The following is a 23,944-nucleotide window of genomic DNA, read 5'->3' as shown; positions in this document are numbered from 1 at the left end:
TCCCCCTATATAATTTGATAGTGAAAACATGTCTTCTCTCCCGTATGACAAGCAGGTCCTACTTGTTTCACATTCATAACAATTGAATCTTGATCACAATCTAAATATAAAGATTGCACATATTGAACATTCCCTGATGTTTCCCCCTTATTCCATAACGACTGCCTCGAACGAGAATAAAACCATGTTCTTTTCGTCTCTAACGTTTTTTCATATGCTTCTTCATTCATATAAGCTAGCATTAAAACTTCTTTCGTACCTTCTTCGATGACAATTGCTGGTATTAATCCTTTTGAAAAATTAGGTTTCATAACCGCACCTCAACATTTGCATCTCTTAATTTTCGCTTTACACTCTGCACTGTCGCCTCACCATAATGGAAGATGGATGCCGCTAACGCTGCATCAACTGTTGTCTTTTGAAAAACTTCTATAATATGATCCGTATGACCACAGCCCCCTGATGCGATGACTGGAATGGAAACACTTTTTGAAATTTCTTCTGTTAAACGAAGGTCATATCCGCTTTTCGTTCCGTCTGCATCCATACTCGTTAACAAAATTTCACCCGCCCCAAGTTTAACAACACGCTTCGCCCATTCTATAGCATCCATTCCTGTGTCAACTCTTCCGCCGTTGACATATACGTTCCATTTACCTTCTGCTACTTTTCTAGCATCAATTGCCACGACAATACATTGTGATCCAAAGTGTTCTGCCCCTTCTTCTATTAACTTCGGGTTTCGCACTGCCGCTGAGTTTATTGAAACTTTGTCTGCTCCAGCTCTTAGTAAATTGTACATATCTTTCACACTTGAAATCCCCCCGCCAACCGTAAGAGGAATAAATACTTTAGCTGCTGTTTTTTCTACAACATCTATAATCGTTTTTCTTCCTTCATGAGTCGCTGTAATATCTAAAAATACGATTTCATCTGCCCCTGCCTCGTTATATGCTTCAGCTATTTCAACCGGATGACCGACATCTTGTAATCCTATAAAATTTACACCCTTTACGACTCGCCCTTCTTTCACATCTAGACATGGAATGATTCGTTTCGCTAACATAACTTCGTTACCTGTAACACTTCTTCTAAATCAATCGTTTTCTCGTAAAGCGCCTTTCCAATTATGACACCATATATATTCATATCATTTAACTTTTTCACATCTTGAATAGATGCCACTCCTCCAGAGGCGATGAGACGAATGCCCACACTTTTTTGAAGTATCGCTAATTGTTCAAAATTTGGACCTGCAAGCGTCCCGTCTTTCGAAATGTCTGTAAACACAATCGTTTGAACACCTAAACTTTCCATTTGTTTCGCTAAACTAACGTAAGAAATTTCAGACAGATCAAGCCAACCTCTCGTTGCTACGAAACCATTTTTCGCATCAATTCCAACAATGATTTTCTCTTTATATAGACGAACTGCTTCCTCTAAAAATGACTTATCATAAAGAGCTGCTGTTCCTAAAATCACTTTTTCTACACCTGCTGACAATAACTTCTCCACCGTTACAAGTGAACGAATTCCTCCTCCCACTTGCACAGGAATACGTACCACCTTGCAGATTTTTTCAATGACGGGCAAATTTAACGACTCGCCAGCAATTGCACCGTCTAAATCAACAATGTGTAGTATTTCCGCTCCAAGCTTTTCAAATATGATCGCCTGCGCTACCGGATCTTCATTCATCACCGTTTCTTTACTAAACTCTCCTTGATAAAGTCTAACGCATCGCCCTTCTTTTAAATCGATAGCTGGGAAGATTTCCATGCTTCTACCACTCCTTGAAAATTTTTTAATATTTGCATGCCTATTTCGCCACTTTTTTCTGGATGAAACTGTGCACCAAATACATTTCCTTTCGCGACAAACCCTGGTATTTGCATTCCATAATCACTTACTCCGCATACAATTTCATCTGGACAATCCGCGTAATATGAGTGAACATAATACACGAAAGAACCATCCACTAATCCATTCCAAAGCGGAAATTCTCTTTCCTTCCTTAATTCATTCCATCCCATATGAGGAATTTTATACGAAACTTTTAACTTCCGAATTTCACCTGGTAGTAAACCTAATCCGCTACAATCTTTTAGTTCCTCACTTCGTTCAAATAAAAGTTGCATGCCCAAACATATACCGAGGAGTGGTTTTCCTATGTCACAAACTTCTTTTAGTACACACACTAAATCTCTTTCTTTTAATACTTCCATCGCTTTCGGAAATGCACCTACTCCCGGTAGAATCACGCCATCGCTTCTCAATATCTCTTCTTTATCACTCGTTACAATGTACTCTGCGCCAGTATATTTTAATGCTTGCTCTACACTGCGAATATTCCCCATTCCATAATCTATAATGGCAATCAATTACAACATCCCTTTCGTTGAATTTACACCAGTAATGTTGGCATTTTTTTCGACCGCTTCTCTAAGCGCTCTACCAAAAGCTTTAAATAATGCTTCAATTTTGTGATGTGTATTACTTCCGTATAGAACGCGCGCATGTAATGTAATATTGGCAGCATGTGCAACTGCTCTAAAAAATTCTTCCGTCAATTCTGTATCAAAATCCCCAAGCTTCGGATTTATTAATTCCCCTTGAAATACACAATATGAGCGTCCACTTATATCAATTGCAACAAATCCTAAAGATTCATCCATCGGTACATACGCGGAACCGTAACGATTAATTCCTTCTTTATTTTGCAATGCTTCTTTCAAGCAATTTCCGAGTACAATTCCAACATCTTCAACGGTGTGATGTGCATCGACAAATACATCACCTTCTGCCTCAACTTGCAATCCAAATCTTCCATGTCTAGCAAATAAAGTCAGCATATGATCGAAAAAACCAACCCCCGTTTGAATAGATACACTCGTACTTTCATCAAGCTGCAAACTTAATTTAATTTTTGTTTCTGTCGTCTCACGTGCTTGACTGGACTGACGCATTATTTTTCCTCCTCAAACCTTATTTGGATTGCTCTCGCATGTGCATGTAACCCTTCTTTATTTGCAAGCTCTACAATATGATGCTGTACATTTTTTAATGCTTCCTCTGTATAAGAAATAAAACTTGATTTTTTCACGAAATCATCGACTGATAACGGAGAAAAAAATCTTGCCGTTCCGCTCGTTGGTAATACATGATTCGGTCCCGCCAAATAATCCCCGAGCGCTTCAGGTGCATATGGCCCAAGGAAAATAGAGCCTGCATGTTTCACATAATCTAGAGCATTCATCGGTTCTTTTATATGTAACTCTAAATGTTCTGGAGCAATTTTATTTGATAACTTTAGTGCCTCCTCTAAAGAAGCAACGATAAAGATGGCTCCATTTCTATTTATTGATTCACGTGCAATTTCACTTCTTGGTAACGTTTCTAACTGTCTTTCTACCTCTTTTTCTACTTCTTTAGCTAGTTCCATATTCGTTGTAATACAAATCGCCGTTGCTCTCTCATCATGCTCTGCTTGCGATAATAAATCCGCTGCGATATATTTTGCATTACCTGTTTCATCCGCGACAACTACAATTTCTGATGGACCAGCAATCATATCGATATTTACTATTCCGTATACTTCTCGTTTCGCTAGAGCGACGTACAAATTTCCCGGTCCAACTATTTTATCCACTTTCGGAATCGATTCCGTCCCGTATGCTAACGCAGCAATTGCTTGTGCTCCACCTATCGTATAAATTTCATCTACTCCCGCAAGATCTGCAGCAGCTAATATATGCGGATCAATTCCTCCTTTCCTCGGCGGTGTTACCATTACAATCTTTTTCACACCTGCGAGTTTCGCCGGCAATACATTCATTAATACTGAAGAAGGATATGAGGCTGTCCCACCCGGTACATATACACCTACATTTTCTAACGACCGAATGAGTTGCCCTCTAATTATCCCTTTACTTTCACAATCGAATATTGAGTGCTTCTTTTGCTTTTCGTGATACGAAACAATGTTTTTCTTCGCCTCTTTTAAAGCTTCTAAAAATGAATTCTCTACAAACATACTCGCTTGCTGTATTTCTTCTTCACTTACACGAAAATCTTTCATCTCTACACCATCAAACTTTTTTGTATAGAAAGATAAAGCCTCATCTTTTCCTTCCCTTACATTTCTAATGATTTCTCTTACACTTCTTTGAACAGTTTCTTCTATTATATTAGCGTTTTCTCTTAGCACTTTTATTTTAGATAATGCCTCCTTAAAATCTTCATAAATGATTTCCACTTTAAATCCTCCTATTTCCCTGATAAGATTTCTTGCTCCATCATATTTACAATACTGAATATTTCGTCTTTTTTAGTTTTTAAAGCTGCCTTATTCACAATCATCCGAGCCGATATAGAGTGCATTTCCTCAAATACAATGAGTCCATTCTCTTGTAATGTTTTTCCTGTTTCAACAATATCTACAATTGCATCCGCCAATCCAAGAAGAGGAGCGATTTCTACAGAACCTTCTATTTTAATAATTTCTACATCCTCTCCCTTATCATGAAAATAAGTAGAAGTAATATGCGGGTATTTCGTAGCAATTCTTTTCTTCCGGTAACTCTTCGGATTATACGTAGGAATAGATGCCACACAAAACTTACAAATCCCCACTCCTAAATCCAGCATTTCATAAATATCTTTCTCGTTTTCCATTAAAATATCTTTTCCAACGATGCCAATATCAGCTACCCCATGTTCTACATAAGTAGCAACATCAACCGCTTTTACTAAAATAAATGAAATATTTGTATTTTTACTTTGAAATACAAGCTTCCGACCTTTATTTTTGAGCTCGGAACAATCAATTCCAATCTGCTCAAAAAGTGGAATGACATGTTTTTCTAATCTTCCTTTCGTTAACGCAATTTGAATGTTACGCATGAAGCCTCTCCTTCTTTCTGGACTACCCATTTCTCATTCCATACATATTCCACTAAGTATTCATTCTTTGCCTCAACGACCGTTCCTATTTTATTTTTTCTTGCGAATTGAAAGGTATCGCTTAAATTAGAGAATAGAGATAACCAAGCATTTTTTCCATCCTTTCGAAGTAAATTTCGTAGCCTTTCTGCTTCCGCTATTGTATTTAACTCATAATGAATCACAATATCAATTTGATTTCGTTCATATGGTTCTTGCTGCTCTTGCAGCGCCTTCACAATTTGATTTACTTGTACCGCGAGTCCAACAGCTGGCAGCATTTCTCCAAAATTGCCAATTAGCTCATCGTATCTTCCGCCACTAACGATTTCTTCTCCAATTTCATATATATATCCTTTGAAAATAACACCCGTATAGTAATCTAAGTGTTGAATCATGCCCAAATCAATTGATATGTAAGAACCATATCCTAACGTTTCAATTGTTTCATACATTTCTTTTATTCTTGCAATTGCCATTTTCATTTCATTACTTGAAGCAAGCTTTTCTGCCTCCTCAATAACTTCTAAATTTCCAAATAGCCTTGGCAATTTCTCAAGTAACCTTACTGTCTCATCGCATCGATCTAATTTCTTTTCTCCGATAAAATTTGAGAGGGCAGCATAATTTTTACTTTCTATATATGTTCTAAGTACCCTTTCTTCTTCATCATGGATGGAGAGTTTTTTTACAATACATTTATATAACTGTACTTGCCCAATCTCAATTGTAAAAGATTGCACCTTCAACTTTTGAAGTGCTTGAATGACACTTATTACACATTCAATTTCAGCTCTTACATTATCAATCCCGATAACTTCAATACCACTTTGTACGATTTCATTATATTTTCCAGAATGGGATTCATTCGCTCGAAATACATTCCCGCTATACGTCACTTTAAGTGGCGTATCCCGTCTCTGTGTTCCAATAACTCTCGCTAAAGGAATTGTCATATCTGGACGTAAAACGATAATCCTTCCCTTTTCATCAAAAAATTTATACATCTTCTCTTCATCTATCGGTCTATTTTGAAATGCAAAAACATCATAAAATTCAATTGTAGGTGTTCTTATTTCCTCATAACCTCTCTCTAAAAAAGTAAGTCTTAGTTTTTGTTCTACTTCTTCAATTAACGTACATTCTTCGAATAAATAATCTCTCGTTCCATTCGGGTTTGCTCGTTTCCATTTTGTCATCTAAATTTTCACACCTTTCCCCTTCTAATGTATGCCTATTTCATTCCTCTAAGCCGAAAATAAAAAGAGCCTTGTAGACAAAATACCTACAAGGCTCTTCAGTAGAGTGTAGGTACAACGGGAATAACCCTTGTACCTACACGTTTTCACGCTAGGTTCAAGGGTTTCATGTATGATGATGTAGTTGTGTAAGCATTGTAATAGATTGCACGATATTCATAATACTTACTCCCTTTCTCCTCTGATTTTCACATAGTATATAACAGTTAATTTTGAATGTAAATACATTTTTAATATTCCGTCATTTTTTTAATGTAAAGCCACTTTTCTTTCATACTCTTTTATTTCTTGTTCATATTGCATTGTAATACTAATTTCATCTAAACCATTTAATAACTTCTCTTTCCACATTTTCTCGATTGTAAAATGGAATCTATGCGTATTCGTTGTCATTATTTCATTTTCTAAATCAACTGTAATTTGTTCCCCCGCATCTGTTTTAGCAAGTTGTTCACGCATATCTTTATCCATTACAATCGGTAACATGCCATTTTTCATACAATTCATATAAAAGATATCGGCAAATCCTCCAGCGATAATAACGCGGAAACCATAATCAGCAAGTGCCCATGGAGCATGTTCTCTAGATGAGCCACATCCAAAATTATCACCTGTAATTAATATGCTGGCTCCTTTTCTTTCTTGTGCATTAAGCGGGAAATTAGGGTTTTCTTGGCGATTATTATCATATCGCCATTCATCAAATAAAAACTTCCCAAACCCAGTTCTTTCAATTCTCTTTAAATATTGCTTCGGAATAATTTGATCTGTATCAATGTTATCATTCATCAGTACTGCGGCCGTACCTTTATGAATACGAAATGGCTCCATCATAACTCTCCTTTCTAATATCAACAAAATGACCATATAACGCAGCCGCTGCCGCCATTGCCGGGCTAACTAAATGCGTTCGTGCTCCCTTTCCTTGTCTTCCTTCAAAATTGCGATTTGACGTAGAGGCACAATGTTCCCCTTCAGGCACTTGATCTGGATTCATACCTAGACACATTGAGCATCCGGGCTCTCTCCATTCAAATCCAGCTTCTTCAAATATGCGATGTAACCCTTTATGCATCGCTGCTTCTCTTACCCTTTGAGATCCAGGTACAACAAGTGCTCGCACACCTTCTTTTACTTTTTTACCTTTCACGACAGATGCAGCAATTTCTAAGTCAGAAAGCCTGGAATTTGTACAAGATCCAATGAAAACATGTTGAACTGGAATGTCATACGTACTTTGTCCGGGACTCAATCCCATATAAGAAAACGCTCTTTCGTCATTTGCATCATGCTTTTCTGGCAATTTCTCATCAATCCGAACGCCCATACTAGGATTTGTTCCCCACGTAACGTACGGCGCTAAATCCGTAACATCTACTAGAATATGTAAATCATAAACTGCATCTAAATCTGTATAAAGTTCTGACCATTTTTTCTTAATAGATTCATAGTCTTTCGGTGCATATTTACGCCCTTTTACGTAAGTAACCGTTTTTTCATCTGGTGCAATAATGCCAGCCTTTGCTCCCCCTTCAATTGCCATATTGCAAAGCGTCATCCTCTCTTCCATATCCATAGCATGAATGGCCTCTCCGTAAAATTCCATTACGTAACCTGTTCCAACTGCTACTCCGTACTTTGAAAGAAGGTGTAAAATAATATCTTTCGCATAAACACCTTGCGGTAACTTTCCTTTTAACTCAATGCCCATCGCTTTCGGCTTTCGTTGCCATAACGTTTGCGTTGCCAATACATGTTCCACTTCACTCGTACCAATACCAAACGCTAGTGCGCCAAAAGCACCGTGTGTTGCTGTATGACTATCACCACAAACAATCGTTTTTCCTGGCTGTGTGAGCCCAAGTTCTGGTCCTATTACATGAACGATCCCTTGCTCTTCATCTCCGATATCCGCTAATGGCACCTGAAATTGTTTACAGTTTTCCCGAAGTGTATCTAGTTGCTGCTTCGCAATGCGGTCGGTAATATTCCAAACATCTTTCGTTGGAATATTATGATCCATCGTTGCAAATGTTAAATCTGGTCTGCGGACTGTTCGATTTGTAAGCCGCAAGCCTTCAAAGGCTTGCGGTGACGTTACTTCATGAACAAGATGTAGATCGATATATAATAAATCCAATCCATTTTCATTAGTCACAACTACATGTCTTTCCCAAAGCTTATCTAGTAACCTTTTCCCCATTATCTTCCTCTCCCTACTAACGCTTGCTCTTCCATTTCTTGAATAACTGCCTTTGTAAATGAAGTTGTCGTTTCAGTCCCCCCGATATCTGCTGTACATTTTCCTGATTTAAGGACTGCAGAAACTGCTTCTTCAATTGCATATCCTTCTCTCGTTAATCCGAACGATTGCCCAAGCATCATTGCAACAGAACGCATCATCGCAATTGGATTCGCCTTATTTTTCCCCGCAATATCCGGTGCTGATCCGTGAATAGGCTCGTATAATGAAGGTCCCTTTTCAGCGTGACTTGCTGATGGAAGCATTCCTAATGATCCAGCTAATACTGAAGCCTCATCACTTAAAATATCACCAAATAAATTTTCCGTTACAATAACGTCAAATCTTCCTGGATTCCGAATTAATTCCATAGCTGCTGCATCTACTAAAATGTGTTCTACTTCCACATTTGGGTAGCGAATTGCTACTTCTTCTGTCACAGTTCTCCATAATTTACTAGACTCTAAAACATTCGCTTTATCAATAGATGTTACTTTTTTCTTCCGCTTATTCGCTAATTGAAAAGCATACGAAACGATACGTTCAATTTCATGGCGATGATACGTAAGTGTATCTGTCGCCACTTCTTCCGTTCGCTCTTTCGGATAAGAAAAATAAATTCCGCCTGTTAATTCACGAACGACAACGAAATCAATTTCATCAGCGTTTTTTAATGGTGATAAATGTGCAGTTGCACTTTCTACCGTTACAGGGCGAACATTCGCAAATACACCGAGTCCTTTTCTTAATGCTAATAATCCTTTCTCAGGCCTTTCTTTCGCACTATCCCACCTTGGTCCACCTACTGCTCCAAGTAAAACCGCATCACTCGCTAAACAGGCGGCAAGTGTTCGCTGTGGTAATGGTTGCCCAGTTAAATCGATAGCAACACCACCAAAGTACTCATCTTGCAAATGAAAATGATGTCCATATAGCCTTTCTACCATATGCAATACTTCCTTCGCACTTTCCATTACTTCTGGACCAACACCATCACCAGCTAAACAAACGATACGTTTTTCCATTTTTAACACTCCTTTTAATTGAATTTTCAGAACTTTAATTTGATAGGTGAGGAAAGCTTCTCTCACCTATCAAATATTTATTTCACAAGCGCTATAAGAGATTTTAATTTCCCTGCTGCATGGACATATGCTCTTGCCGACGCTTCCAATACATCTTGCGCAACACCAAAACCTGATACTTGATGCGTTCCTTCTTTTAATTCAACATGAACATGAGCCAGTGCGTCTTGACCTTGTGTAATAGATTGTATGCGATAATCCACCAATTCACATTCTAATCCTAAAATTCTTTGGATTGCATTATAGATCGCCTCAATACTACCAGAACCAGTGGCTGCATCTTCGTATGCATTTCCTTCTTCGTCTTTTAGTACAACTGTCGCGCATTGTGTACTATTTGATACGAAATGAACTTGTAGTTGCGTAATGTTATATTGCTGAGCTGCAAATGCTGCTTCACCAAGCATAAGCGCACGTAAATCTTCCTCAGTAATTTCCTTCTTACGATCAGCTAATTTTTTGAACGCTTCAAACACCGCATCTCGTTCTTCCTTTGTAAATTCATAGCCAAGCTCTTTCATTTTTTCTGTAAACGCGTGACGTCCAGAATGTTTTCCAAGTACGAATAGATTTTGAGATTCGCCTATTAGCGCTGGTTCAATAATTTCATATGTTGTCACTTCTTTTAAAACACCATCTTGATGAATTCCGGATTCATGAGCAAAAGCATTCGCTCCAACGATCGCTTTATTTTTCGGTACAACCATACCTGTTAATCTGCTTACTAATGTACTCGTCGTTTTAATTTCTTTTAGCATCATAGAAGACTCCGCCTTATAGAAATCTTTTCTAATATGAAGAGCAACTGCGACCTCTTCTAGCGCCGCATTACCTGCTCTTTCTCCAATTCCATTAATTGTTCCTTCTACTTGCAACGCTCCGCCTTCAACCGCAGCTAATGAATTTGCTACTGCCATCCCAAGATCATCATGACAATGACAAGAGAAAATTGCTTTTTCATATGAAGGAACGGATTCTTGTAAGTATTTAAAAAGAGAATAATACTCTTCCGGATTCGTATATCCAACTGTATCCGGAATATTAATTACATTCGCTCCTGCTCGAATCGCAATTTCTACTGCTTCAGCTAAAAATGCTCTCGATGTTCTTGTCGCATCTTCTGCAGAAAATTGTACTGTCGGAAATAATGATTTTCCAAGCGTAACCGAGCGATGAATACTATTTAACACATCTTCTTTTGACATACAAAGTTTATATTTCATATGAATATCACTCGTAGCTAGAAATACGTGTAGACGAGGGGATACAGCACCTTTCACAGCTTCATATGCTCTTCGAATGTCACTTTCTTTCGCTCTAGCTAAACTCATAACCGTAGCATTTTGAATTGTATTCGCAATACGTTTTACCGATTGGAAGTCGCCTTCGGAAGCTGCCGCGAATCCAGCTTCCATTACATGAATACCAAGCCTCTCTAATTGCCTAGCAATTTGTAATTTCTCTTGTTCATTTAAATTTACTCCTGGTGATTGTTCGCCATCACGAAGCGTTGTATCCATGAACAAAACCTGCTTCATATTATTTAACCCCTACCTTTACTCGCGGCTGTACGAAAGGCATCATTTCACGTAATTTACGTCCAACTACTTCGATTTCATGTTTATTCTCTTTCTCATTTGTCGCATGGAAATTTGGTCTTCCTGCTTTATGTTCTGCAATCCATCCTCTTGCAAATGTACCATCTTGAATTTCTGCTAATACTGCCCCCATCGCTTTCTTCGTATCTTCAGTAACAACGCGTGGTCCTGATACGAAGTCTCCCCACTGCGCTGTATCTGAAACTGAATATCTCATATTTTCAAGTCCACCTTCGTACATAAGGTCAACGATTAGCTTCAGTTCATGTAAACATTCAAAATATGCAAGTTCAGGCTGATATCCTGCATCAACTAACGTTTCAAACCCTGCTTTTACAAGTGCAGTCACTCCGCCGCAGAGTACAGCTTGCTCTCCAAATAAATCTGTTTCTGTTTCTTCTTTAAACGTCGTTTCTAGTACACCAGCTCTCGTTGCTCCAATTCCGTCAGCATAAGAAAGTGCTTTTTCAGTCGCAACTCCTGTTGCATCTTGATATACTGCAAATAATGCAGGAACAGCCCCGCCCTCGGCGAACGTACGGCGTACGAGATGCCCCGGTCCTTTTGGCGCTACTAGAAATACATCTACATTAGCTGGTGGTTTTACTTGATCAAAGTGAACATTAAATCCATGTGCGAACACGAGAGAGTTTCCAGCCTGTAAATTTGGTGCAATTTCAGCTTCATATACTTCTGGTTGTAATTCATCAGGCAGTAGAATCATTACTACATCAGCTTTTTTCGCTGCTTCTGCTACTGTATATACAGAAAATCCATCTTCATTCGCTTTATTCCAAGACTTACCTTTTCTTAAACCTACTACTACATCAAATCCGTTATCACGTAAATTTTGCGCATGTGCATGACCTTGCGAGCCATATCCGATGATTGCTACTTTCTTTTCCTTTAATACATTTACTGTTACATCTTTCTCATAATAAACTTTTGCCATTTTCATTTCCCCCTATATTTAAATGATTATTGAATTAACATAACTTGCTTATCTTGTTTTTTCATACTACGTGTAAATGCTGTTACACCTGTTCTAGCAATTTCTTTCAGACCGTATGGACGAAGTAATTCGATTAACGCTTCTACTTTATCTTGCGTACCTGTTACTTGCACAACTATGGAATCCTTCCCAACATCTATTACAGCGGCTCGAAACGGTTCAATTAAACTATATAATTCTGCTCTTGCTACTGATGTTGCTACTTTAATAAGTGCAAGTTCTCTAGCAATCATCGCTTCTTCTGTAATATCTGATACTTTCAGAACATCAATTTGCTTATGAAGTTGTTTAATTAACTGCTCCACTTGCTGTTCATTTTCAACGTGTACAACAATCGTCATCCGCGATATGTCCGATGATTCCGTATGACCTACTGAAATACTTTCAATATTAAAATGTCTTCGTGTCATAACCCCTGTAATTCGGTTTAACACACCACTTTGATTTCGAACTGTCGCTGTAACAATTCTCTTCACCTTTTTTCCACTCCCTCCATTTGGTGAACACCTTTCCCTGGCGCAACCATCGGCATTACCTTTTCTGATTGAAGTACACGGCAATCAATTACGACTGGTCCTTGTAATTCAATCGCCTGCTGTATTTGCTTCTTTGCAAGAAGTGGATCCTCTATGCGAACTCCTTTTATGCCATACGCATTCGCAAGAGCGACGAAATCTGGTTGACACGACAATAAAGAGTGCGAGTATCTTTGATTATAAAATTCATCTTGCCATTGTCTTACCATTCCTAAAGCTTCATTATTTAAGATAAATACTTTAACAGGCAACGAGTGTTCTTTTAACACACTTAATTCTTGCAAGGTCATTTGAAATCCGGCGTCACCGACAATTGCAATAACTAGTTCCTCAGGCTTTGCAATTTGCGCACCGATTGCTGCTGGAAATCCAAACCCCATCGTTCCTAATCCACCAGAAGTTACCCATTTATCTGGATTTTTCAGCGGATAATATTGGGCTGCCCACATTTGGTGTTGCCCAACGTCTGTTGTTACAATCGCTTCTCCCTTCGTAATTTCATATAACATATCAATTGCGTATTGGGGCTTAATACTTTCAGAATTTCTTTTATAAGAGAATGGATATTGTTCTTTTCTCCCCTTTAATAAAGTGATCCATTCATGATGATTTTCTTTTCCCCCTTCTGGTTCAAGTAATACTTCCAATGCCCGCTTAGCACTTGCAACAATAGGAATTTCAGTCGGCACATTTTTCCCGATTTCTGCTGGATCGATATCGATATGTGCAACAGTAGCCCCTTTAGCAAAATAAGCTAAATTCCCTGTAAGCCGATCATCAAATCTCGCACCTACATTAATGAGTAAGTCACATTCATATAACGCCATATTGGCTGTATAAGAACCGTGCATTCCTCCCATTCCTAAAAATAGTTCATCATCTGGTGGAAAGCCACCGAGACCAAGTAATGTATGCACAACAGGAATTTCATATTTACGAGCAAAACTTGTCAATTCTTTCGAAGCTTTCGCATGCAATATACCCGCTCCAGCTAAAATTAACGGTTTTTTTGCGGTTTCAATTACTTTGAGTAATTTGTTTATTTGAAGTAGATTCGGTTCATAATTAGGGTTATATCCTGGTAAATCCATTTGTACATTGCTACATCGCTCACCTTTCTCGACTACCATATCTTTCGGAAGGTCAATAACGACTGGTCCTGGTCTTCCTGTTTTAGCAATATGAAATGCTTCTTTAATAATTCGAGGTAAATCTGAGGCCTTTCGCACTTGATAGTTATGTTTTGTCACTGGCATCGTAAGTCCCATAATATCTGCCTCTTGAAAAGCATCGCTCCCAATTAACGTTGTTGCTACTTGGCCTGTAAATACTACAAGTGGCAATGAATCAATCATTGCATCAGCTAGACCCGTAATTACATTTGTAGCACCTGGTCCACTCGTTGCAATTACAACCCCTGGATGCCCTGTAATTCTGGCATATCCTTCAGCAGCGTGAATTGCCCCTTGCTCATGCCTTGTTAAAATATGCGGAATTTCACAATCATACAATGCATCATAGAGAGGTAAAACGGCACCACCCGGATAACCGAAAATCACTTCTACCCCTTCCTTTTCTAGCGCTTCTAACAATAGCTGTGCACCAGTTGCCAGTTTCTCTTCCGTTTTTGAAGACATTGTTCTTATAAGCCCCCTTTTTCAAACTTTTATACAATAAAAAAATCCTACGTCCACACTCCAGCTATGTGCTGAAGGGACGAAAGATTTCGCGGTACCACCCTTCTTCGCAAGAATACTCTTGCCTCAGTGATCCATAAATGGATCTAGCTAATAACGGAGCTACCGTCTAAGCCTAGACAAATGCTTTAGCTTAGCACTCAAGGGCGATGTTCGTCGACGTGAACCATCGGTTTTCAGCAACCACCGACTCTCTGTGAGGCTTCACAATCAACTACTCCTCCCTATCAACGCTTTCTTATGTTAAAAAAGTTGTTATCCAACTTTATTTTCTTCGTAAATTTTCTCTCCATCTTCTACAACTAACTTACGAAACTCTTCTAATAAACGGTTCGTATGTGGACCTGTTTGCCCTAAGCCAATCGTTCTACCATCTACTGTCGTAACAGCAATCACTTCAGCAGCTGTTCCTGTTAAAAACACTTCATCAGCTACATATACATCATGTCTTGTAAATAACTCTTCTCTTACGTCATACCCAAGTTTTTCGCCGATTTCTAAAATGGCGTTTCGTGTAATACCTTCTAACGCTCCAGCAGAACTTGGTGGTGTAATTAATTTATTTCCTTTAACAATAAACACGTTATCTCCTGATCCTTCAGCTACATATCCTTGATCATTTAACATAAGTGCTTCTTGTACTCCAGCTAATTTCGCTTCAATACGAACTAAAATATTGTTTAAATAATTTAAAGATTTTACTTGAGGGGATAAAACATCGGGACGATTTCGGCGCGTTGCAACCGTTACAACTGGAATCCCTTTCTCATAATATTCTTGCGGGAATAAAGATAATTGTTCTGCAATTACTACTACATTCGGCTTCTTACATGAATCGGGATCCAATCCAAGATTTCCTGCTCCTCTTGATACAACAAGGCGAATGTATCCATTAGATAATTTATTTTGTCGAATCGTCTCAACAACAATATTTGTTACTTCATCTAATGAATATGGAATTTCTAAAAGGATTGATTTTGCTGATTCATACAGCCGGACAAGATGCTCTCTCAAACGGAAAACATTACCGCTATAAACTCTAATTCCTTCAAACACTCCATCGCCATATAAATAGCCATGATCATATACTGAAACTTTTGCCTCATCTTTTGGAACAAATTCTCCATTTAAGAAAATCCATTGCTCATTCACTAGAAGCGCCTCCTATGTTCTATGAATTTTTTATTGTTTCCTAGTTTACTCTCCTTTCTAAATAAATCAAGTGAATTTTTAGAAAATTTATAATTTTTAATCGTACGTACTTCTTTGCTTATACTGATTTAACAACATTGTTAACGTTTACAAAAAAACCAAAAATTTTTTTCGCTAATTTCCACTAAAAAAATATTTGTTTAAAAGAAGGATTTTCATCAATTGATACGAATCTATTGTATTCAATAAACGGACGTCCGATTTTATAAATCTGGGAATATATAACGACTTTTGCTGAAAAAGGGGGAAAATAACAAAAATAGCGCTGTCTAAAAATAACATTCATATTTTTCATTTCGTAATCATAATCCTATTTTTAAAAAACAATTTGTCAAAATAAAGGAGGAAATAAATATGGCGTGTGTACAAATTAAAGGAACGAGACAAGAGGTAGTAGAAATGCTGCAATTATTTGATCTAATGGATACGAAAGGTTTTTGTAAATTCGATAATTACGTAGAGGTAGAACCAAATACGAAAGAACATAATCATTTTATTGCTTCAATCGACATCCATTCAAATACTTCTTCAGCACAAGATACATTAAACGATCAATTCGTTAGTCAAATGCTTACTGGCGTATATAACGACTAAACAAAGATTTACTTCCTACCGTCTTTTCATAAATATATGCAGTGAACTTGAGCATACTAGCAATTAGATGGTAGGAGGTGAGAATTATGGCTAGAATTGGCGTTGAAAACTCATTAACAGACGTTCAACAAGCTCTTCAACAACAAGGTCATGAAGTTGTTACACTTAACTCAGAACAGGATGCACAAGGGTGTGATTGTTGCGTTGTAACTGGGCAAGATTCTAATGTGATGGGCATTGCAGATACATCAATTAAAGGATCAGTCATTACAGCTCACGGTTTAACAACGGATGAAATTTGTCAACAAGTTGAAAGTCGCACTTAAAAAATGAAAGAGGACTCCTTTTAAAAGGAGTCCTCTTTTTTATATTCACCTAACGGGAAAGTAACATATACTGGATGAAAGCCCTACCTCTCTCTCATCATTACGGTTCCACTGACCGCTCCTTGATTCACTAGTATACATATATAGCTTACAAATACAATTTATAGGGTTTGTTCACAAAAGTTGTTGATAAAATTACCCGATCTTTCGCAAACTTTTCGTATTGCATTCATAAGAGATATTTACTTTACACTAGCTGTAACCGAGACACGAATTAAAATTATAACACCAATACAATAACTTGTCAATTTTTTTCGGTAAATTAAAAACAGACATTAACGGTTTGTCTGTTTTAGAATGGAGCTTTTTCTTTTATTACATATACAACAAAGCCGCTTACTAACATAAATAAGCCAACTACTAAGTTTTTGATATTAATCATAAATTCCTCTCCCTTATTCCACACATCATATATATTTACATTTCAATTATTCCGATCATCCTAAAGCGCACTTTTTCTAATATATCATAATTCCTAAAAAATGCAAGTTCACTTTTGACGACCATTCACAAATTTATCTACAGTGCTTGGTACAGTATTTAAAGCCTTTTCAATTAAATGTGTACTGCTGTTGAGATGTAATACTTGCACCCCATTAGAACCAACTACTAAAAAAGCTACTGGACTAATGGAAACCCCAGCCCCGCTTCCTCCTCCAAATGGATGCCCTTGCTTGTTCTCTTTATGCTGATTTTGCCCACCGTTATGTTTTTCAGCAATGAAATCCCCTTTAAAATCACTTCCACCAGCTCCAAAACCAAAAGCCACTTGAGATACTGTTAATACTACATTTCCATCAGCTGTTGAAACCGGGCTCCCAACAATTGTATTTACATCTACCATCTCTTTTAAATTTGTCATTGCCGTTTTCATTAAATTTTCAATTGGATGTTCCATTATGTATTGCACCCTTTCCTCATTATTCCTTTTTATACTTTCCAAAATAGAGGAAGTCATACTAACTTTTCCTATTTCAAGAAAACATTTTCCTCCTTTTAAAAGATACTACTCCCTGTACATGCTCCGGTATAGTGAAACTTTAATCAGTGGGATGTGTACGTAGCTCGACTCCCACAAATAGCAGGATAAAAAAGAAAAAGAGATACATACTACTATTGAACCTTGTTATGAAAGGAGTCATGACTTTGACTGAGAAATTTGATGATTATAAAAGAAGAGATAGAATAGATAGTGACTATAAAGAAGAGTACGCCGCTGAGGTTGCACCACAACGCATTGATTATAATTACGATGATAAAGACGATAAAGATGTTGTAAAATCGTCCGCTGCTGGATCAACTGCTGGTTTTATCGCTCTTGCGCTATCTATCTTATCGCTATTTACATTTCCAACACTATTTGGTCTTGTTTCTGTTTTACTCGGTATTTACGCTTATAATCGCGGAGCTACTGTAACTGGCGGTATCGCTGCAGTTGTCGGTGGGATTGCTGCACTTATCGCAATTTTATTCCGAGTAGCACTTATTGGTCTATTGTTTTCCCTGTTCTAAAAAAGAAAAAGGTATCTCGCTTAACGCGGGATACCTTATCCTGTAAACACATCTTCCGATGGATATTTTATTTTTTGTTTTGCTGGTCGCGCTAAAGAGAACACAAGTGTTAATGGTCCAATTAATCCGCAGAACATAACAAACATAATAATACATTTTCCGAACGCCGATAGCTGTGCAGTAATTCCCATCGTTAATCCGACTGTGCCAAACGCTGATATTGTCTCAAATAATAATTGAATAAAGCTGAAGTTTTCTGTAAGCATTAATATGAATACCGCTGCTAAAATAAGTATTTGACTGGCAACAGCAATTGCTAATGCCCTCGTTACTGTCGACATTTTAATTGTACGCTGAAATAAAACAATTTCCTCCTTTTTTCTAAAGAAAGAAAGGACAGATGTAATTAAGATAACAAACGTCGTTAATTTAATTCCTCCACCTGTCGATACACTTCCTGCACCAATAAACATTAAAATCATCGTAAATAATATAGATGATTCTTCCATACCTCCATAGTCAACCGTATTAAATCCAGCTGTCCGCGGAGTAATACCTTGAAAGAAGGAAGCCCATAGTTTTTCATTTAAAGATAAATTCCCTAACGTCTTCACATTATTATATTCCAATACAAAAATTACAATCATTGCTATAACATTTAGCACTACTGTTCCAATAATCATTATTTTTGAGTGAAGTGATAATTTTCGAAAACTGCGACTATACCATATATCAATTAATACGGTAAAACCGAGTCCTCCGATTACAATTAAAGAGCAAATCCCAATATTAATAATGGGATCCCCTACATATCTTGTTAAATTATCTGGCCATAAAGCAAATCCTGCATTATTATAAGATGCAATTACATGAAAAATACTATAGTATAAACCTTTTCCAAAACCAAACTCTGGAATAAAGCGAAACGATAAAAAAATGACCCCAATAAGTTCAATACAAATCGAAAATATAAAGACACGCTTTACTAATTTTACAAGACCACCTATATTGGTTTGATTAAATGCTTCTCCAATTAATAAACGATGGCGTAATCCGATTTTTTTACCTAGTACCCAAACAATTAAAATGGCAATTGTCATAAGACCTAGACCACCTGTTTGAATTAAAAACATAATAACAATTTCGCCAAACATCGTAAATGTACTTGCTGTATCCACTACTCCCAAACCAGTTACGGTCGCTGCTGAAGTTGCTGTAAAGAAAGCATCTACCCAACTAATATGTGCTTTCGTTGCGAATGGTAATTTTAATAACAAACCGCCAACCACAATTAAGCAGAAAAAGCCTAATGCTAATATTTGTGGTGGGTTTAATCGTATAAGACGATTATACAGCCCTTGTTTTTTTGTTACGTTCATATCACTAACTCCCTTATTAAAGTGAAACTTTCCCCTCATAAATAAAAAGCTTTTTAAAAGCCCTTAAATAATTGGGACAAACCTTATATTCTCATAATATAGTTGAGCATAATCTTTTTTTTCATAGATTACAACTTTTATTTATATTCAGATTCCTTTTCGTTTTTATGCTGGAAAACTCTATATCCTAACTCAATATTGCTAGCAATAACAATTTCATATGTACTATTTTTCAAATCCCCATATCTTTCACTCTATGTTCACATAGAGGTCACATCCACCTTTTATAGTATATGTATCGAAGCTGTTCCTCCCTAATTTATAAGACATTCCCCAGTGTCTTTGAATAGCTTCCATCCCTAATTAAATTGACATAAATTGTCCCCTTCCCTTGACCATCTTATAAATGATGGTCTTATTTTTTGTTTGCTCTATCTTTTATTCCACTATTTGTGGGCAATAAACGCCCGATTGGTTAAAGCTAATAATCAACAGGGGATGAACAAAAAACACTCATTAAATTTTCATTTTATTTAAAACTCCCTCTCTCTTTCACTCTATGTTCACACAGAGGTCACATCTACCTTTTATAGTATATGTATCGAAGTTGTTCCTCCCTAATTTATAAGACATTCCCCAGTGTCTTAAAGCAGCTTCCATCCCTAATTAAATTGACATAAATTGTCCCCTTCCTTGACCATCTTATAAATGATGGTCTTATTTTTTTGTCTTTCTACCTTTTATTTAAAACTCCCTCTCTCTTTCACCCTATGTTCACACAGAGGTCACATCTACCTTTTATAGTATATGTATCGAAGTTGTTCCTCCCTAATTTATAAGACATTCCCCAGTGTCTTTGAACAGCTTCCATCCCTAATTAAATTGACATAAATTGTCCCCTTCCTTGACCATCTTATAAATGATGGTCTTATTTTTTTGTCTTTCTACCTTTTATTTAAAACTCCCTCTCTCTTTCACCCTATGTTCACATGAGAGTCACACCTACCTTTTATAGTATATGTATCGAAGTTGTTCCTCCCTAATTTATAAGACATTCCCCAGTGTCTTAAAGCAACTTCCATCCCTAATTAAATTGACATAAATTGTCCCCTTCCCTAGACCATCCTATGTGATGGTCTATTTTATTTTCCAAACACAAAATCAGTCTATCTACACTTAAATTAAAACAAAAAATTAAGAAAATATTGTCAAATTAGGTATTTTTTCGGTATAATTACTTTAGAAAGAAATTTTGCAAAAACAAAAGGGGGGATTTTATTGAAACAAACAAAAGCAATCTTAATCGCATTATTCCTAGGTCTAGTTGTTGGACTCACTCTAAATTTAGCTGCTCCATCTATCTTTGAGCCACTAAATCAATATGTGTTCAACCCAATTGGTCAATTATTTATTCGACTTATTAAAATGCTAGTTGTTCCTGTTGTGTTCATTTCTATCGTACTTGGTGCTGCCGGTCTTGGAGATCCGAAACAACTTGGAAGAATCGGTTTAAAATCAATTTCATTCTTTCTCGTAACAACTGCGGTTGCCATCTCTATAGCGGTTACATTTGCACTTATTATAAAACCAGGAGCTGGCGGTAATTTTAAAACAGAAGGTCTTAAGTATGAAGGTGCAAAAACTGAAACATCTTTCGTCGACACATTGTTAAATATCGTACCAGATAACCCAGCAAAAGCCATGGCTGACGGAAACATGTTACAAATCATTGCCTTTGCCGTATTGATTGGACTCGGTATAGCTATTTTAGGAAAACGAGTTCAAGGTATCCATTCATTACTTGAACAGGGCAACGAATTAATGATGTATCTTGTTAATCTCGTTATGAAATTAGCCCCAATTGGAACATTCGGTTTGCTCGCTTCATCCGTTGGTAAAATGGGTCTTGCAGGCGTCGCTGCGATGTTCAAGTATATGATTGTCGTTATGTTAGTACTCATTATTCACGGGGTCTTTGTATATGGCGGCTTATTAAAGGTATTAGCAAAAGAAAGTATTGTTCGTTTCTTTAAACATTTCGGACCAGTAATGGCAATTGGATTTAGTACATCTAGCTCTAATGCATCGCTTCCATTTGCAATGAAAACAGCACAAGATAAGCTTGGCGTTCCAAAAGCGATAAGCTCATTTGTACAACCACTAGGGGCAACTATTAATATGGATGGTACTGCCATTATGCAAGGAGTAGCCACTGTATTTATCGCTCAAGTATACGGAGTTGAACTTACATTACCGCAATTAGCTATGGTCGTATTAACTGCTGTACTAGCTAGTATCGGTACTGCTGGTGTACCTGGTGTTGGACTTGTAATGCTTACAATGGTTTTAAATCAAGTAAATCTACCAGTAGAAGGTATCGCTTTAATTATCGGTATTGACCGTATTCTAGATATGTCTAGAACAGCTGTAAACATTTCTGGGGATGCAATTTGCGCAATGATTGTCGCAAAATCAGAAGAAAAATATAATACGGATCAATCGGCAGCATCGTAAATCAAAAAAGGAGTGAATTATTTCACTCCTTTTTTGATTTACTCCCTTTTTTAGAACGATATTCTTTTCCTTTATTATCATTACCAGTTTCAAATTCAGTGCTAAATTCCTGATTAAATTGGCCGGACTTTGGTGATCCTTGATTACCGCTCCCTTTACTACCGTTACGATTCGTCATATTTCTCCCTCCTTCCTTGTATTAGTAGTATGGCGCTCTATCTTTTTTCATACACATTTTATTTATTAACATCTATTACACACGAAAGAAGATCTCCCATCTATAAGGAAGACCTTCTATTTTATCACGTAAGCGTTTTCTTGTTTATAATCACTTAAATAAGTTTTTTGGAAATTGAAATCATTACATTCATTTCATCTTCTGAAAGTGCAGAGAATCTTTCTTGTAAATATTGTTTTTTCGCATCTTCCATTTTCGCAACTAAATCTTTCCCTTGTTCTGTAATCTCTAAATACACAACTCGGCGATCTGATGTAGAACGTGAACGAGTTACAAAACCTTTATTAATTAATTTTTCTGTAACAGCTGTAATATGACTATTCGACACATTTAATTCATTTGCTACACGCGATACCATTTCTTTATTCGTACGATTTAATATTCTTAGGACGATGAATTCATTCCACGGTATGTAACCACCGAATATTTTTCCGATATCATTACGCAACGTGCGAAACATAGCAAACACATTTGTCGATAGTTCTTCCATTAATTGCTCTCGATTTTGAGACAACATTGACAGCTCCTTTTATTTCATTTAGTTAAATAAAAACCTTATTAATAATTTTACATGAAATCTTACTTTTTGTCACCTTATTTTCCCATAATTCGTAGTTTTTTAATATGTATTTCATGATAAAATGAAGTCAACTTCCAGAAAAAGGGGTATTTTAATGCATGAGGAGGATAGGTTCTCAAATCTCAGCCTAAAAGATAAAACAATTATCATTAGTATTATTGCTCTTTTTCTCATTATAGTTTTTACATTTATATTTTTTGTATATGTAGGAATCTTTCAAATTACAGGTATAGCGTATAGTTCACGTACTGCTTTACTTCTCTTTTTTTATTAATCACTTTCTTAGATGGTATTACATTATTTATTTTCAGTTTCTTCAAAGCGCTGCTATATCCATTGACTCAAAACATGCCAAATTGGATTTCTCTCACTCTTTTCTCATTCATTGAAATTACACTAGATTGGTTCGTCATTCGTACTGCTGATGATTGGATAGAAAGCGTACAAATGTCCAACTTAACTGAATTATGTGTCGTACTATTCTTTTTTCTATTAAATAAATTATTAAGTGACAAGAAAGAGTAAGAATACAAGCTTTTCTATATAAAAGTTGGTACAATGAAAGCAAATCTTACTAAAGAGGTGTTAATTATGAACTTACAACAATGGGCTGATAAAGGTATGTCCTTTGATACATATGTGAATGAAATGCAAGTAAACCAATACGAGCTACTACACATTTACAATAATTTTTTAATTCCAAATGAATTACTTCCTGTATTAGAAGAACGTCAAAATGATGGCTGGCGTGTTATCGTATTAACTGCTGATTGGTGTGGCGATGCTCTTTTATGCGTACCTGTTATGAAACGAATTTCTGAAGTTGCAAATATTGATATGCGTTTATTAATTCGCGATGAAAACTTAGAATTAATGGATCAATATTTAACAAATGGAACAGCACGTGCGATTCCAATCTTTATTTTCATTGATAAAGATGGAAATGAACAAGCCGTCTTTGGACCACGCGCTCCAAAAGTACAAGAATTAGTAACTTCAATGCGCGCTACATTACCTGAAAAAGAAGATCCAACATTCGAAGAAAAACAAAAAGAAATGTATGCTAATTTCCGTGCTACATTAGCTGATGATACTTCTCTTTGGGAACATGTAATGGAAAACATGATAGAAAAATTAGTAAAATAAAAACCTGCCGAGC

The 23,944-nt window shown here is 36.8% G+C and carries 26 protein-coding genes, 1 pseudogene and 1 other annotated feature; of the genes and pseudogenes, 6 read left to right on the top strand and 21 right to left on the bottom strand.

Annotated features, from left to right (window positions below; translation table 11 throughout):
- Positions 1-5: 5 nt before the first annotated feature.
- The 16 genes from hisI to ilvE form a co-directional block, all read right to left on the bottom strand.
- Positions 6-311 (bottom strand): phosphoribosyl-AMP cyclohydrolase, encoded by a 306-nt coding sequence (gene hisI / locus NST86_RS07260; protein WP_000803963.1) that lies wholly within the window; start codon positions 309-311, stop codon positions 6-8.
- Positions 308-1,066, bottom strand: coding sequence for an imidazoleglycerol phosphate synthase cyclase subunit (gene hisF, locus NST86_RS07255; protein ID WP_000880115.1), 759 nt, complete (start codon positions 1,064-1,066; stop codon positions 308-310). Before hisF ends, hisI begins: the two co-directional genes overlap by 4 nt.
- A complete protein-coding gene (gene hisA, locus NST86_RS07250; RefSeq protein WP_340933433.1) occupies positions 1,060-1,779 on the bottom strand; it encodes a 1-(5-phosphoribosyl)-5-[(5-phosphoribosylamino)methylideneamino]imidazole-4-carboxamide isomerase in 720 nt (239 codons plus the stop codon). The genes hisF and hisA overlap by 7 nt, the downstream gene beginning before the upstream one ends.
- On the bottom strand, positions 1,752-2,381 hold the full coding sequence (gene hisH / locus NST86_RS07245) for an imidazole glycerol phosphate synthase subunit HisH (RefSeq protein WP_000560362.1): 630 nt from the start codon (positions 2,379-2,381) through the stop codon (positions 1,752-1,754). The genes hisA and hisH overlap by 28 nt, the downstream gene beginning before the upstream one ends.
- A complete protein-coding gene (gene hisB / locus NST86_RS07240) occupies positions 2,382-2,966 on the bottom strand; it encodes an imidazoleglycerol-phosphate dehydratase HisB (RefSeq protein WP_001249950.1) in 585 nt (194 codons plus the stop codon).
- Complete coding sequence (gene hisD, locus NST86_RS07235) at positions 2,966-4,255, bottom strand: histidinol dehydrogenase (RefSeq protein WP_000402917.1); 1,290 nt, start codon at positions 4,253-4,255, stop codon at positions 2,966-2,968. Before hisD ends, hisB begins: the two co-directional genes overlap by 1 nt.
- Positions 4,256-4,266: 11 nt before the next feature.
- Positions 4,267-4,902, bottom strand: a complete 636-nt coding sequence (hisG, locus tag NST86_RS07230) for an ATP phosphoribosyltransferase (RefSeq protein ID WP_001244486.1) — start codon at positions 4,900-4,902, stop codon at positions 4,267-4,269.
- Positions 4,878-6,140: an ATP phosphoribosyltransferase regulatory subunit gene (locus NST86_RS07225; protein ID WP_000170290.1), complete on the bottom strand. Its 1,263-nt coding sequence runs from the start codon at positions 6,138-6,140 to the stop codon at positions 4,878-4,880. Before NST86_RS07225 ends, hisG begins: the two co-directional genes overlap by 25 nt.
- Before the next feature lie 309 nt (positions 6,141-6,449).
- Positions 6,450-7,031 carry a 3-isopropylmalate dehydratase small subunit gene (leuD, locus tag NST86_RS07220; RefSeq protein WP_000433183.1) on the bottom strand — a complete coding sequence of 194 codons (582 nt, stop codon included), beginning with the start codon at positions 7,029-7,031 and terminating at the stop codon, positions 6,450-6,452.
- Positions 7,009-8,403 (bottom strand): 3-isopropylmalate dehydratase large subunit, encoded by a 1,395-nt coding sequence (gene leuC / locus NST86_RS07215; protein ID WP_086423860.1) that lies wholly within the window; start codon positions 8,401-8,403, stop codon positions 7,009-7,011. Before leuC ends, leuD begins: the two co-directional genes overlap by 23 nt.
- Positions 8,403-9,467 (bottom strand): 3-isopropylmalate dehydrogenase, encoded by a 1,065-nt coding sequence (gene leuB, locus NST86_RS07210; protein WP_000415380.1) that lies wholly within the window; start codon positions 9,465-9,467, stop codon positions 8,403-8,405. The genes leuC and leuB overlap by 1 nt, the downstream gene beginning before the upstream one ends.
- 77 nt (positions 9,468-9,544) lie before the next feature.
- Complete coding sequence (gene leuA, locus NST86_RS07205; RefSeq protein WP_000815754.1) at positions 9,545-11,065, bottom strand: 2-isopropylmalate synthase; 1,521 nt, start codon at positions 11,063-11,065, stop codon at positions 9,545-9,547.
- A gap of 1 nt (position 11,066) precedes the next feature.
- The gene (gene ilvC, locus NST86_RS07200; RefSeq protein ID WP_001151749.1) at positions 11,067-12,077 is read right to left on the bottom strand and encodes a ketol-acid reductoisomerase; all 1,011 of its coding nucleotides are present in this window, start codon (positions 12,075-12,077) and stop codon (positions 11,067-11,069) included.
- Between the two features lie 26 nt (positions 12,078-12,103).
- Positions 12,104-12,613: an acetolactate synthase small subunit gene (gene ilvN / locus NST86_RS07195; RefSeq protein ID WP_000822946.1), complete on the bottom strand. Its 510-nt coding sequence runs from the start codon at positions 12,611-12,613 to the stop codon at positions 12,104-12,106.
- Positions 12,610-14,310: an acetolactate synthase large subunit gene (gene ilvB, locus NST86_RS07190; protein ID WP_000095835.1), complete on the bottom strand. Its 1,701-nt coding sequence runs from the start codon at positions 14,308-14,310 to the stop codon at positions 12,610-12,612. The genes ilvN and ilvB overlap by 4 nt, the downstream gene beginning before the upstream one ends.
- A gap of 72 nt (positions 14,311-14,382) precedes the next feature.
- Positions 14,383-14,610 (bottom strand) — a binding site (T-box leader).
- 15 nt (positions 14,611-14,625) lie between these two features.
- Positions 14,626-15,522, bottom strand: a complete 897-nt coding sequence (ilvE, locus tag NST86_RS07185; RefSeq protein ID WP_001005486.1) for a branched-chain-amino-acid transaminase — start codon at positions 15,520-15,522, stop codon at positions 14,626-14,628.
- A 414-nt stretch (positions 15,523-15,936) separates the two neighbouring features.
- Between ilvE and NST86_RS07180 the strand changes: the two genes are divergently transcribed.
- Both NST86_RS07180 and NST86_RS07175 read left to right on the top strand, forming a co-directional pair.
- Positions 15,937-16,176, top strand: a complete 240-nt coding sequence (locus NST86_RS07180) for a DUF3911 family protein (RefSeq protein WP_000752512.1) — start codon at positions 15,937-15,939, stop codon at positions 16,174-16,176.
- Positions 16,177-16,262: 86 nt separating this feature from the next.
- On the top strand, positions 16,263-16,502 hold the full coding sequence (locus NST86_RS07175; RefSeq protein WP_000101022.1) for a YkuS family protein: 240 nt from the start codon (positions 16,263-16,265) through the stop codon (positions 16,500-16,502).
- 352 nt (positions 16,503-16,854) lie between these two features.
- Here the strand turns inward: NST86_RS07175 and NST86_RS07170 are convergent, their stop codons facing one another.
- Positions 16,855-16,944 carry a hypothetical protein gene (locus tag NST86_RS07170; protein WP_000608227.1) on the bottom strand — a complete coding sequence of 30 codons (90 nt, stop codon included), beginning with the start codon at positions 16,942-16,944 and terminating at the stop codon, positions 16,855-16,857.
- A gap of 108 nt (positions 16,945-17,052) precedes the next feature.
- Positions 17,053-17,520 carry a GerW family sporulation protein gene (gene ytfJ, locus NST86_RS07165; protein WP_016117466.1) on the bottom strand — a complete coding sequence of 156 codons (468 nt, stop codon included), beginning with the start codon at positions 17,518-17,520 and terminating at the stop codon, positions 17,053-17,055.
- 188 nt (positions 17,521-17,708) lie between these two features.
- Here ytfJ and NST86_RS07160 point away from each other — a divergent pair, with 188 nt between their 5' ends.
- On the top strand, positions 17,709-18,074 hold the full coding sequence (locus NST86_RS07160; RefSeq protein WP_016117465.1) for a hypothetical protein: 366 nt from the start codon (positions 17,709-17,711) through the stop codon (positions 18,072-18,074).
- Between the two features lie 35 nt (positions 18,075-18,109).
- Here NST86_RS07160 and NST86_RS07155 read toward each other — a convergent pair whose 3' ends face one another.
- Positions 18,110-19,453 (bottom strand): TrkH family potassium uptake protein, encoded by a 1,344-nt coding sequence (locus NST86_RS07155; protein ID WP_001103324.1) that lies wholly within the window; start codon positions 19,451-19,453, stop codon positions 18,110-18,112.
- A gap of 1,278 nt (positions 19,454-20,731) precedes the next feature.
- Between NST86_RS07155 and NST86_RS07150 the strand changes: the two genes are divergently transcribed.
- On the top strand, positions 20,732-21,967 hold the full coding sequence (locus NST86_RS07150; protein ID WP_000814809.1) for a dicarboxylate/amino acid:cation symporter: 1,236 nt from the start codon (positions 20,732-20,734) through the stop codon (positions 21,965-21,967).
- Between the two features lie 22 nt (positions 21,968-21,989).
- Here the strand turns inward: NST86_RS07150 and NST86_RS07145 are convergent, their stop codons facing one another.
- Entirely contained in the window at positions 21,990-22,145 is a 156-nt protein-coding gene (locus NST86_RS07145) for a hypothetical protein (RefSeq protein ID WP_000184928.1), read from the bottom strand.
- Between the two features lie 154 nt (positions 22,146-22,299).
- Entirely contained in the window at positions 22,300-22,719 is a 420-nt protein-coding gene (locus NST86_RS07140; RefSeq protein ID WP_000081432.1) for a MarR family winged helix-turn-helix transcriptional regulator, read from the bottom strand.
- 160 nt (positions 22,720-22,879) lie between these two features.
- On the opposite strand from NST86_RS07140, the pseudogene NST86_RS07135 reads away from it, so the two are divergent.
- Both NST86_RS07135 and NST86_RS07130 read left to right on the top strand, forming a co-directional pair.
- Positions 22,880-23,310 (top strand): annotated as a pseudogene (locus tag NST86_RS07135) (YrvL family regulatory protein).
- Between the two features lie 33 nt (positions 23,311-23,343).
- Positions 23,344-23,931 (top strand): thioredoxin family protein, encoded by a 588-nt coding sequence (locus NST86_RS07130; RefSeq protein WP_001999429.1) that lies wholly within the window; start codon positions 23,344-23,346, stop codon positions 23,929-23,931.
- Positions 23,932-23,944: the final 13 nt, after the last annotated feature.

The organism is Bacillus sp. FSL L8-0199 (assembly GCF_038005705.1).
Classification (GTDB): Bacteria; Bacillota; Bacilli; order Bacillales; family Bacillaceae_G; genus Bacillus_A; species Bacillus_A cereus.
This window is presented reverse-complemented; position numbering and strand designations above follow the sequence as displayed.